Below are 12599 nucleotides of genomic sequence, written 5' to 3' on the forward strand. Positions count from 1 at the left end.
ACGTGATCGGATGTTTCGAGAGAAAACTAAAAATTCTAGGCAGAACATGACTCACGTCCCGATGCGGCAAAACCACATATGCTAGGTACAAGATTAAATTAGCATGCACATCGACGACAATTCAATACAATAAAATAATGTGTGATGGATATAGTGGACTCAGGCTGGACACTGACAGTGATCGCAGCATTACTCAGACAACACGGCTGTGGGCTTGTTTACCCCGCAGCTTTAGCTTCGACTTCGGTACATGATTAATGAATTTAACCAGTGCAGCCCAGGCCATTTTGTTGCTCACTTGCTACTTTGGCAAAGCCAGTAATGAGAGTGTAAAACCATTAAGCAATGGGGAATGGGGACGTTTTGCCTTATGGCTGAAAGACAACATGCTATCCCCAGCCGACTTGTTGGTAGCAAACCCACAGCCCTTGTTAGCAAGCTGGAATGATAACCGCATTACTACCGAACGTATTCTGCAGTTATTAGGCAGAGGTCATAGTCTGGCTTTGGCGATGGAGAAATGGCACAGAGCAGGTTTATGGGTAGTGACTCGTTCAGACTCTGATTATCCAAAACGACTCAAAACCAGGCTGAAAAATGACAGCCCTCCTGTGCTCTTTGGCTGTGGTAACAAAGAGTTACTTCATAGTGGCGGGTTAGCTGTGGTGGGTTCACGTAATGCGGTGCAAAGCGATCTGTTGTTTACCCAACAGGTTGCAGCCAAAGCGGCAGCAGAAGCTGTCACAGTGGTATCAGGTGGCGCACGTGGGGTAGATGAAGCAGCTATGCTTGGGGCGCTCAGTCAGGGTGGGACAGTGATAGGTGTGATGGCAGATAGCTTGCTTCAAGCCGCAACCAGTGCCAAATGGCGTCAGGCTCTGATGGATGGCAAGCTGGCACTGGTATCACCTTTTTATCCCGAAGCTGGTTTTCATGCCGGCAATGCGATGGCAAGGAATAAATATATTTATTGCCTGGCCGATAGTGCCTTAGTTGTCCATTCAGGCCCTAAAGGTGGCACCTTAAATGGTGCCGAAGAAAACCTGAAACACCAGTGGGTGCCACTCTGGGTAAAACCAACGACAGACTCAGAGGCAACAAACACTCTGTTAGTGACAAAAGGTGGCCACTGGTGCTTGCCTGATAGTCAGTCTTTTAGCACTGATATGCTGCTCTCTTCACCAGTTCCCGCAGCTATGGAACACAGAGTACAGGAAGAACAGCAGCAATTATTTTCGCCCGCTGATACAACAGAACCACAAGTGGTCGGCACAGCGGAACAACTTGCTGTCACTGATTTTTATAAATTTTTTGTGATTTCGTTATCAAAGCTGGCTGCGCATCCTGTTACGGCAGAAGAACTTTCTACCCGAACGTTGTTGCATCCGTCTCAGCTTCATGACTGGTTAAAGCGTGCAGTGGATGACAAGCAACTGATCCAGCTGCAAAACCCTGTACGTTATCAGTACATGAAAAACAACAGATAGTTCCAGGTAGAAGACTATAGCTACCTGATGTCAGCAACCTGTTTTCAGGCTACACTGGCAAAACCAGACAAACTCCATAGCTAAGCCCATGACAAACCAAACAAATAGCGTTTTTGCATCACTTAACGACAGCGCTTTGGTGCATCACAGCAGTTATATAGCCGGACAATTCCAAAGTAGCCGCAGTGGTCATTTTGCTGTGCATAACCCGGCTGATGGCAGTTTGCTGGCATTAGTGGCTGAAGCCGGAGCCACTGAAGCAGAACAAGCTGTCACGGCAGCCGCTGCGGCTTTTCCGGCCTGGTCTGGTCTTACGGCAGCTGAACGTTCTGCCAAGCTTATGCGCTGGAATCAGTTGATGCTGGAGCATCAGCAGGACTTAGCCCGCATTTTAACGTTGGAGCAAGGCAAACCCTTAGATGAAGCTGCGGGCGAAATCAGCTATGGCGCCTCTTTTGTCAGTTGGTTTGCTGAAGAAGCCAAACGCATGAATGGCGATATTATTCCTGCCGCTAAAACCAGCCAGCAAATTCTGGTGCTAAAACAAGCCATAGGCGTAGTGGCTGCTATTACGCCATGGAATTTCCCGAACGCGATGATTTTACGTAAAGCCGCAGCTGCTTTGGCCGCAGGTTGTACTTTTGTCGTAAAACCTGCAGAGCTAACCCCTTTATCTGCTTTGGCTTTAGCTGAACTCGCCAGCCGTGCCGGTATTCCGGCTGGTGTTTTTAATGTAGTCACAGGCACAGATGCTAAAGCCATAGGCCAGGTACTGACCAAAGACAGCCGTGTGGCCAAATTCAGTTTTACCGGCTCAACCCCTGTCGGCAAAACCTTACTGGCGCAGTGCGCTTCTACCGTAAAAAAAGTCTCGATGGAACTGGGGGGCAATGCGCCTTTTATTGTATTTGACGATGCCGATTTAGCCGCAGCTGTACAGGGTTTATTGGCGGCAAAATTTCGCAATGCCGGTCAAACCTGTGTTTGTGTAAATAGAGTTTTTGTACAACGCCCTGTGTACGATGCCTTTTTGGCTTTGTTGATTAAAGCCACAGCGCCGCTAAAGCTGGCCTCTGGTTTGGAAGCAGGTTGTCAGATAGGGCCACTGATTAACCAGGCCGCCGTCGATAAAATTACCCGGCTGTTGGATCAGGCACTGGATCAGGGCGCAGAACTGTTGTTAGGCGGCGCTATTGATGCCGACTTAGGGCCGTTGTTTTTCCAGCCCACTATAGTCACAGAAGTCACTGCGGATATGCAGATCAGTAAAACCGAAATTTTTGGCCCTGTGCTTTGTATCAGCGTTTTTGATACTGAGCAAGAAGCGATAGAGCTCTCCAACAATACGCCGACAGGCCTGGCCAGCTACTTTTACAGCCGCGATATAGGCCGGATTTTCCGTGTCGCCAAAGCCCTGGACTACGGCATGATAGGTGTCAATGAAGGTTTAATTTCCAATGCAGCAGCGCCTTTTGGTGGCGTAAAAGAGTCAGGTTTAGGCCGTGAAGGTTCCAGTTATGGTTTGGATGATTTTACGGAGTTGAAATACATCTGTTTGGGCGACTTGAGTTGAGTAGATAGTGGGCTGAGTGGTTCGTTCCAGTTTGGCTGCATGGGTAAAGTAGTTCTAATTTAGCAACACTTCAAAGCGTTTCGCCTTTGGCGAGATACTTTCTTTTGCTTCGCCAAAAGACAAGTATCCAAAGCAAGAAAGTGCAGGAAGCACTTTCTAACAGCCGAAGGCTGGCCCGTAGGGTGAATTACATGGATGTAATTCATAAAAGGCGACCCCAGGTCGCAGCGAAAGCCCGCCCCAATGGGGATTTGGTGCCAGTAGTTGGAATTGTCTCTATAGTTGGTTTAAAAGAGCAAAGCCTGGACATACGATACCGGACTTTTGTTGAGTTCGGCTTAGTTCAACACATCAATCAGTATGTCTGTGATCACAGCTGTGGCAATAGACACTAACAGCATATCAGTGCCAACCACTTGCCATTCATAACCTGGATGTTGTGGCAGTTCAGCGATCATAGCCGTAGGTAGAGACTTCTTAGCAATACCTGGTGGCAGTGGTTTGCCTTTCGCCAGGTTCTTACGAATGCCTGGTGGTAACGCACTTTGGCCTGTCAGCTGATATCGCGTTGCCAAAACTCGCGCATCCGCCACACTGATCCCAGCACTGACGCTGAAGTCTGCCGGATCAAGTTCTGTAACCTTATCTTTACCTTGATGTTTTAGCTGTTTTTCAACCGTTTTGGCTTTATGTTTATGGTCTTGTTTATCGTCAGACGCCATCACCTGCTGTGTTAATAAGGGCGCTATTAAAGCAACCCACAATGTAGTTCGTGCATTCATGTTGATTAGCCTTAAAGTCCAGTTGTTCTTTAGCATAGTCGCCAAAGCTGGATGCCGGCTGAATGGATTTGGCAGTAATATCTGACTACGATTTAACTTTTGCGTGCTGCGAGTGCTTTATACACTGCGTCTTTATCCCGCTTACCAATAGCTAATACATAAACAACTACTTCGTCATCAATCACTTCATAAGCCAAACGATAACCCGCTGTGCGTAATTTGATCTTGTAGACAGAAGCATAACCGCTCAGTTTAGCCGAAGGCACATGGGGGTTTTCTAACCGCTCAGCCAGTTTCTTTTTGAATTGTGACTTAATGGGTGGCGCTAATTTTTCCCACTCTTTTAATGCAATCGGCAGAAACTTTAACTTAGAGGTCATCAATGCTTACTTCTACCGCATCAGACAGTTCTGCCCGCCGACTTTCAACTAATCGCAATAACTCGTAGTCGTCCAGCATATCCATTAACCATTCATAGGTTTCAGCCGGAACAAGATAAGCGGTAGGTTTATTGTGGTTCAGAATAGCAACAGCTGCACCATTCGCTTCGTTCAGTAAGGCTGTTGGATTCTTCTTTAACTCTGAAATACTGGCTGAGCATTCTGCCAAAACCCGTTTCATATAAAACCTCATTTAAGGCATAAATTATGAGCCAATTTTAGACCAGAATATTGTTTGACGCTAGTTTTTGATTTGCAGGGATTTGGATTTGAGCTTTGCTACTGCCACTTCCCTTATCGAATAAAAAAACAATAAATTGTGTTAAAACTCATCACCAATTTAACAGCTCTGCCTGATGGGCAAGACTTGACCCTGAGGGTTTCTTATAGTGATAGTTGGAATGTTTTTTGGTTCAAGTAAGACTTTTAATTCAAAGCGTTTCGCCGCTGGCGAGATACTTTCTTTTGCTTCGCCAAAAGAAAGCTATCCAAAGAAAAGGCGACCCCAGGTCGCAGCGAAAGCCCGGCTCAAAATCGTGCGTCCAAGGCGACTCGGCAACTCGTTCGTCGCTACCGCTCCTCGCTCAGACACTCCCAGCCTTAAAACCTTGGCCACCCAATTTTGTCCGGCTCGCGCCCCAATGGGGATTTGGTGCCAGTAGTCGGAATGGTTTCGATAGTTGGTTGAAAAGAGCAAAGTTAGATATGGCGCACAATGCAAGACACTACCCTACAAGCTGTTTGATTGCGTTAAATAAGAGAACTCCCTGTCACCTTCAACGTATGCTTGAAGTCCATATCGTCCTTGGAAAACAGCAGATGTTTTTAGCAGTTGCTCATAATCTACATTATCGATGGGACACTTCTGGTCACTTTTCCAACTGGCAAACGCATACACGATTAAAACTGAACCTGCATGAAGCCCTTGATAGTAGCCTTCTTGAATCAGGTCACTTTTGCCTACAACTTCATTGAACTTATGGCTCCAATACTCCTCGATTGATTCAAGTACAATTTTGTAATGTTCTGTTTCCAGTTTGGATTTGAAAACTTTGAATTTTTCAATTTCTCGCGCACTCATAATCCAGTTTGAACGATTACTAACAACGAGCCCGTTTTTCTGCATACCTTGTATCAGTATCTCGAAAGCCGATTCAAGCTTTCGTTTAGCTGCGTCGAATAGCTCCTTATCTAGAACTAATCGGTTATCAAATTTATTTTTACGATATGTAAAGAATAAACCTATTAATGCGATTAACGCTGAGCCAATAGAAACAAGAGTTGAAAGTGTCGACACTATATGCTCTTGGCTAAATAGAGACTCCATTATTTCCCCAAAAATTATAAAAATGTGGTTGTCGAAGATAGTCCGCCCGCAAGTCGAGTTTGTCCACCATCGTTCTTGATTTCCATTCGTGCCAAACTAACGCCGACGTACCTCTATTTCAACAAATTTTTCGGAACAGCCGACAAATCCGCGCAGCCAATAAAAAACTACCAGCCCCTCCCAACTCCCCCTACCTTTGTGGCGCATCGGCCACCGAGTCCCTTTCCACCAACTGCGGTATAAATAAATGCGTTCTGCTTTCTGGTTCTATGCTGGTGTCGCTGAGTTGTATCGCCAGTTTGGTGGCGTAACTGGCCATTTCTTCGACTGGGTAATGCATAGTAGTTAAACGGGGGCGGCAAGCGCGGCTTACTATTAAATCGTCAAACCCTATCACGGACACATCTTCCGGTACGCGCAGGCCTGCGGCAAATAAGGCGTGAATAGCGCCTATCGCCATTAAGTCGTTGTAGGCCAAAAGTGCGGTAAATTTAATGCCTTTAGTCAGTAAGGCCTGCACTGCTTGCTCTCCACCTTCCATATTGGCGGTGGACTCTTCAATAGCAGCTTCGGCTAAGTGTAAACCCGCCAGTTTGAGTGATTCACGAATGCCCTGCAGCCGAAAACCCGGGTCGCCGTTTTGGTAAATACTGGTGATCACCGCAAAATTTTTATGGCCTCTATTAATCAAATAATCTGTGGCCTGGCGCGCGCCAGCCACATTATCCAACCAGACACAGCGGTTGGCGATAGCGGGCATATAGCGGTTGATCAGCACCAACCCTGGGATTTCTTTTGCCAGCTTCAGTAAGGTTTTTTCATCTGAATATTCGCTGTGCAGAATAATGGCCTGACAGTTGTGATCCCTAAGCGAATCAATAGCCTCCTGCTCCGACTTAGTCTCGTATAACGAGTTACTCATCAGCAGTTTGTAGTTGTTTTCACGCGCGCCTTTTTCGACACCACTGGCCAGGCTGCCAAAAAATGGCATCGACAGTTTAGGTGTAACCACGCCCAGCGTATTGGTGGTTTTGCTGACCAGAGCACGGGCATTGCTGTTCGGTCTGTAACCTAACTCAGCAATAACCTTTTTCACCCGTGCACGACAGGCTTCGCCTACCTGATGACCGTCGTGGATCACCCGGGACACCGTAGCTATCGACACCCCAGCTACTTTTGCTACATCTTTGATTGTGACCATAATTTCTGCTTTTCTTTTTTATTGTTGTTTATACCCCGCGTATCTGAAGTTGCAGCTTTATTGGCCGCAATGCCAACTGACCCTGGGTATATGAAAATTAAATTGATTCTGAACCCTGATTTTGATCTTTTGTTTTAGCTAAAGCCAGACTGATTTGCTGACTACCTTGGGCATCCAGATGATAACCCCGGACTATAAATAAAGAACACAAGGCGAACAGCATAGTGCCCAACGCCAAAATAACCCGCATAGCGAAAATACTGTCCGGGTTTTGTGCTGCGGCTTGCTGCGCATCAAAACCAATCAGGTTGAGTGACAAACCTGCGACTAATAGCGCCAGCGCTGCACTTAAACTGGTAACCCAGCTATGAATAGCGACAAACACACCTTCGCGGCGCTGGCCATGTTTTAGCTCATCTTCATCACATAAATCCGCCATCATAGAGGGGATTAACATGGTCATGGCAGTCCAGGCTGCGGTACACAAGAGTGCATCTAACCAAATCCAACCGTAGCCCTCTGGCGTAAAAATAAACCACTTGCAGGCACCGCCTACTAAAGTCACGGCATAAATCAGCTGCATCGCTTTAATTTTGCCGACACGGGATGATAAAGCATAGATCAGCGGCACTGTCAGAAAACCAAAAGCGGCATAGGCCATCGACAACCAGCCTTTAAAAATTGCGCCCTGAGCTATATCGCCATCGGCAATAAAATACACCAGCAGGTAATAATCCATACTGGCAGTAAAAGCGCCGCCGGCCATCTGTAACACAGTCAGCAACAATAACACCCGCAAACCTTTGTTTGATTTCAGCGTTTTTAAGCTTTGCCCTAAAGTCACAGGCGGAAAAGCGACAGAAGAACGTTGGACTATTTCTTTGCTGTAACAAGCGGCTAAAGTGCCCAGCAGGCCAAAAATAAACAAGGCAACACCCCAGCCGACATAACGAATACCGACAAAAACCGAACTGAATATCGCCAGTTGTGCCAGCGGAAATAACCACTGATACAACAAAGAACCTAGCTTCAGAAAATAGGTGGTAAAGCCCATAATTTCTGTGCGCTGATGGTAATCCGGGCTCATTTCATAGGATAAGCAGGTCATAGGCACAGACATAAAAGTGGCGGCTACATAAAACAGCAGGGAAAAAACTACAAAATACAATAGATGAGCCAGTTCGCCCCAGCCTGAGGGCACCATCCAAATCAAACCAAAAAACAAACAACAGGCCCAACTGGCGAGCAAAATAAAAGGCCGTCTGCGGCCAAAACGGCTTTGATGATGATCAGATAAATGCCCGACCCAAGGGCCTAATAAAGTACCAAGCAACAGCGGTAAAGTAAGAGCAAGCCCGAGTAAAAATGGGTCTACCCCCAGGGTCATCTGATAAAAAGGAATAGCCAGTACACTGACACTTTGCTGGGCAAAAAACATCGCAAAAAAGCCAGCGCCAAGCGCCAGCTTTTGAGTGCCCGAAACCCGTATCGACCCTGATGTCGATGCAGACGGTGTTGTGCTTTGGTGCAGTGGCTTTGCCATAGCACTCCTGTGCTGAGGGATTAAATCAAAAACAAAGCCGATTATAGGCCTGTGCTGAAAACTGACGCAACACAGGCCCTTAAACTATGGCTTTTGGATCAAACTCACTTCCGCCAGCTCCACACCATGCCAGCCCTTGGCTTCGGCTGGGCTATAGGCGCTCTGATTAAACATCAACTGTATACCCTGCAACTGCTGAAGCTCATTGAGGTTCAGCCGTAAACCCTGCTCCACTTTGGGCGCAAAGACTGGCATAAACATAGGGTAGGCCTGAGTCATCAGCGTATCGGTTTGCTTTAGTTTATGCAGAGGAACTAACAGATACTGCCAGTCAGTGCCCACTTTCAGCTCTGTGCCATAAGCAATACCGTCTTTATCCAATAAAGCGAACTTCAACTGTTCCGGCTGTTTGACGGCACGGATTTTCAGCGCCACAGTGTCGTAGCCTTTCAAATTACGTTGTAGCAGGCTGTTATCAGCAGACAAAGTGGTTTTAAGCAGTGCCGCAGCTTGAGGTGTTTCTAAAGAATCCACCCCTAGTTGCAAAGCTAAACCTGCACCTGAACTGTCGGCAACAACACGTTGCGTCACAGTCGCATCTTTTGGATAGAGGCTGTTTTGTCTGTCCGAAGTGGCATCGAATAACGCCACAGGCTGGCCTTGTGGTTTTACCGCCATTGTCCAGTACTGTGTTTTACTGACAAAATCCCAATCTTCTGGTGAGCCAGCAGCGGCACCAGGGAAAGTATGTTTTTTGCCATCAGCTGTCACCACAAAGGCATATTCCAGTAAACCTGTCTGAGTCCAGTCTTTTGGCATAGCAAGCTGATAGTGACCACTGACAGCAAGGCTTTGCTGCATATCAAAAGCGGTAAACTTGTGGTGCCCAAGATAACGTAACATCAGCTGCACTTTTTCAGGCTTCACCAAAGCGCCTATATCCACCTTAAAGCTAAACGAGTCGCCCAGATGGCTTTGACGCTGATTCTGATGCACTAAAGCCAGTTCAGTCGATTGCGGTTTTGGCAGATAAAAATCTGTCTCTACTTTCTTCGCATACTGCTGTGCCAACGCGGCTTTGGCGGTCAGTAAGTACACACCGGGGCGCACTGTCACCTCGCCATCAACGGCAGATGCAGTTGCTGTATTGCCGCTATTTACGCCTTTCAGTTGATAGCTGTTACCCAAATCCGCCAGCGTCAGCTTCAATTGCTGAGCAGTCGGATACAAACGCCCTACTTCGCGGCTTAAACTGGAATTCTGATAAGGATCCTGCAAGGTCAGTAAGTCTGGGTAGACTTCTAAACGCCAGACACCATCCGCTACTTTATCGAGGAAATAAGCACCAGAGCCACTGTATTTAGCTACAGAAGACGAACCAACACCGGCAATAGCAGTCAGCTTAGCTGCAGCTTTTGGCACAACTTTGGTACTGTTGCTGTAGAAAAACTGCTGTGGAGTATTAAGCACAGACAGATTCTGCTGATAATCCAAAGTCACAGCAGCAAAGCTATTGCTGGCCGGATAGTCCGCTACCTTTTCAGCACGCTTCTGAGTACGAAAGACTTCAGCAGCAATTTTTAAGCTGATGGCTTTTTCCGGTGTATACAACAAATTCAGATGGTGAGTGTTGTATTCAGAGTTGGTATGAGCCACAGCCGCAGCATCATAAGCAAACTGAGTGGCCCACTGAAACCCAGCTTCACGGAAACTGCGCGCCATAGCCGGGAACATCACAGAGCTTGCCACATCGGCCGCATCAAACTCGTACACCATTTTGGCTTTAGTAGCGCACTGGCTGATGCCGGCAAAAGGATTGGTGTAATGCGCAACAGCTGGCAACATATTGGCCAGAATAGTACTGCCTTTAACCAAACCCGTTGGATACCACTGATAAGACACGCCATCTATGCTGGTATTGCATAAAGCTTGGGCAAAAGGCTGATCATCCCCCTGCTCACTGGTGTTGTAAAACAAAGGTTTAGTGACACCAGCGGCACGAATGGTACTGATTAAGTCTTCAATATAAGCCGCACTTTGCGCAGGTGCTATTTCGTGTTTAGGTTCGTTAAAAATCTCAAAGGCGATGATATTGTCGTCCTGCTGATAGCTTTTCCCTGTCAGCGGATTGACGTGCTTAAACAGCTGAGTCAGATAGTTTTTCTGCGCTGCAATAGCATCTGGCGACTGATTCATCTGACTTTTGCTGAAAAAAGTAGAAAAACCATATTCCACCGGATCCGGCTCAGGGTAACCACTGCCCCACCAGCCGATAGGCGTAATCACTACCTTGATGCCTTTTTCTTTTAAGCGCAGCAGCAGGTAATCAAATAATTGCAGGTGAATATTGTCCTGCAAATTGCCCTCTTTATCGGCCAGTAATCTGTCCCATAAATGCACGCGGTAAGCGTCCAGCCCTAAACGGGCAATATGATCCACATCCATGTCGATGGCAGCGCGATGATCCACGCCAACACGTTCAACAGAGCGATAACCATAAGCAAAAGGCACACTGTAATTCACACCAAAAAGCGCAACTTCAGAACCGTCTTGCCACAGCATGACGCCATCTTTTACCGACACAGGGTTAGCAGTGGCAGCGGCGCTAAACAGCGTCGCGACCAAAGCTACAGAAAGGAGTTTCTGTTTCATCCTTACCACCATGCCGTATAAAAGGCGGCCACGATCAGAGTGATCAGCACAGCATGGAAGTTAAAGCTTGGGCGGGTGTCAAAGCTGATATCACGTAACTCCACCGCATGTGGATGCTTGCCCTGACGCTGGAATAAAGTCACCAGCACAGCTAAAGCTAAACAGCACAGGAAGACTAAACCTACGCGGTCCATAAATGGCATCTCTGGCAGCGTCATTTTGAAAATCCAGCTCAATACAGCTGAGCTGATAGCTGCGACTAAAGCGGCTGTTGCTGTAGTGCGGGCCCAGAACATACCTAATAAGAACAGCACCACAATACCTGGTGTGAAGAAGCCAGTGAATTCCTGAATATACTGGAAGGCCTGATCAAATTCGCCCAGTAATGGCTTAGCAGTAAATACTGCAATCACCAAAGCCACCAGACTGACAATACGACCTACTTTCACATAGTGTTGCTGGCTCCGATCCTTCTTAAACTGAGAGTAAATATCCATAGTGAAAATGGTCGCGACGCTGTTGGTCATCGAAGCTAAACTCGACAAAATAGCCGCCACTAAAGCGGCAAAAATTAAGCCTTTGATACCAGATGGCATCATGCTCAGCAGTTGAGGATAGGCCTGATCCGGCTTGCTTAAATCCGGCAGTATTAACACAGCAGCAATACCAGGCAGAACCACTATCACCGGCATTAAAATTTTCAGGAAGGCCGCAAAAATAATACCTTTTTGCGCTTCAGCTAAGTCTTTGGCCGCTAAAGTACGCTGAATAATATATTGGTTAAAACCCCAGTAACTCAGGTTCATAATCCACATACCACCCAACAGCACAGATAAACCAGGCAGGCTGACATAATGTGGGCTGTCCGGCGTTAAAATCATATCGAATTTGTCTGGTACTTCAGTGAGTAAGCGGTCAAAACCAGCCCATAAACCGTTACCTGCACCCAACAGTTCCAGCGACATAAAGGACAGGAACAAACCACCGCCGACCAGTAACACCACCTGAATAATGTCGGTGTAGGCCACAGCTTTTAAACCGCCATATAAGGAATAGGCCACAGATAAAGTGGCTAATATCAGCATGCTGGTGGTCATATCCACACCAGTGACTGTATTAATAGCCAGAGCACCTAACCACAAGACTGCGGTTAAGTTAACAAAGACATAAACCGCCATCCAGAATAGCGCCATGGTGGTGCGTACTCTGTTGTCAAAACGCTGCTGCAGGAACTGCGGCATGGTATAAATTTTACGTTTAAGGAAAATTGGCAGGAAAAACTTGCCGACTATTAATAAGGTAATTGCTGCCATCCACTCGTAGGCTGCTATCGCCATGCCTATGGCATAACCAGAACCTGACATACCAATAATTTGTTCAGCCGAAATATTAGCTGCAATTAAGGATGCACCAATAGCCCACCAGGGTAAGGTATTACCAGCCAGAAAATAGTCGTTGGTGTCTTTATCATGTCCCTTTTTTTCCCGGGAAATAAAATAAGCCAGTCCTACCAGCCCAAGCACATATATGACGAGGATCGTCAAATCTAGATTACTTAAGGTCATACTAATCCTTACCCTGTTTTACCCGTCAT

General features: G+C 46.8%; 10 protein-coding genes. 2 read left to right on the forward strand and 8 right to left on the reverse strand.

All coding sequences use genetic code 11. From position 1 onward, the window contains the following. Positions 1–257: 257 nt before the first annotated feature. A complete protein-coding gene (locus LSG37_RS14190; protein WP_233080505.1) occupies positions 258–1487 on the forward strand; it encodes a DNA-processing protein DprA in 1230 nt (409 codons plus the stop codon). A gap of 88 nt (positions 1488–1575) precedes the next feature. Beyond that, positions 1576–3060 carry an NAD-dependent succinate-semialdehyde dehydrogenase gene (locus tag LSG37_RS14195; RefSeq protein WP_233080506.1) on the forward strand — a complete coding sequence of 495 codons (1485 nt, stop codon included), beginning with the start codon at positions 1576–1578 and terminating at the stop codon, positions 3058–3060. Positions 3061–3398: 338 nt separating this feature from the next. Here LSG37_RS14195 and LSG37_RS14200 read toward each other — a convergent pair whose 3' ends face one another. From LSG37_RS14200 to LSG37_RS14235, 8 genes are all read right to left on the reverse strand, one after another. Continuing rightward, positions 3399–3842, reverse strand: a complete 444-nt coding sequence (locus LSG37_RS14200) for an anti-virulence regulator CigR family protein (protein WP_233080507.1) — start codon at positions 3840–3842, stop codon at positions 3399–3401. Between the two features lie 92 nt (positions 3843–3934). Continuing rightward, entirely contained in the window at positions 3935–4222 is a 288-nt protein-coding gene (locus LSG37_RS14205; RefSeq protein ID WP_233080508.1) for a type II toxin-antitoxin system RelE family toxin, read from the reverse strand. Continuing rightward, positions 4212–4463, reverse strand: a complete 252-nt coding sequence (locus tag LSG37_RS14210; protein WP_233080509.1) for a type II toxin-antitoxin system Phd/YefM family antitoxin — start codon at positions 4461–4463, stop codon at positions 4212–4214. Before LSG37_RS14210 ends, LSG37_RS14205 begins: the two co-directional genes overlap by 11 nt. Before the next feature lie 549 nt (positions 4464–5012). Then, positions 5013–5579, reverse strand: coding sequence for a hypothetical protein (locus LSG37_RS14215; RefSeq protein WP_233080510.1), 567 nt, complete (start codon positions 5577–5579; stop codon positions 5013–5015). A gap of 220 nt (positions 5580–5799) precedes the next feature. Then, positions 5800–6810 (reverse strand): LacI family DNA-binding transcriptional regulator, encoded by a 1011-nt coding sequence (locus LSG37_RS14220; RefSeq protein WP_233080511.1) that lies wholly within the window; start codon positions 6808–6810, stop codon positions 5800–5802. Between the two features lie 97 nt (positions 6811–6907). Beyond that, on the reverse strand, positions 6908–8353 hold the full coding sequence (locus LSG37_RS14225; protein ID WP_233080512.1) for an MFS transporter: 1446 nt from the start codon (positions 8351–8353) through the stop codon (positions 6908–6910). Between the two features lie 84 nt (positions 8354–8437). Further along, positions 8438–11005: a cellulase family glycosylhydrolase gene (locus LSG37_RS14230; protein WP_233080513.1), complete on the reverse strand. Its 2568-nt coding sequence runs from the start codon at positions 11003–11005 to the stop codon at positions 8438–8440. Positions 11006–11007: 2 nt separating this feature from the next. Continuing rightward, positions 11008–12570 carry a sodium/sugar symporter gene (locus tag LSG37_RS14235; protein ID WP_233080514.1) on the reverse strand — a complete coding sequence of 521 codons (1563 nt, stop codon included), beginning with the start codon at positions 12568–12570 and terminating at the stop codon, positions 11008–11010. Positions 12571–12599 lie beyond the last annotated feature (29 nt).

The organism is Rheinheimera soli (assembly GCF_021290985.1).
GTDB classification, from domain to species: domain Bacteria; phylum Pseudomonadota; class Gammaproteobacteria; order Enterobacterales; family Alteromonadaceae; genus Pararheinheimera; species Pararheinheimera soli.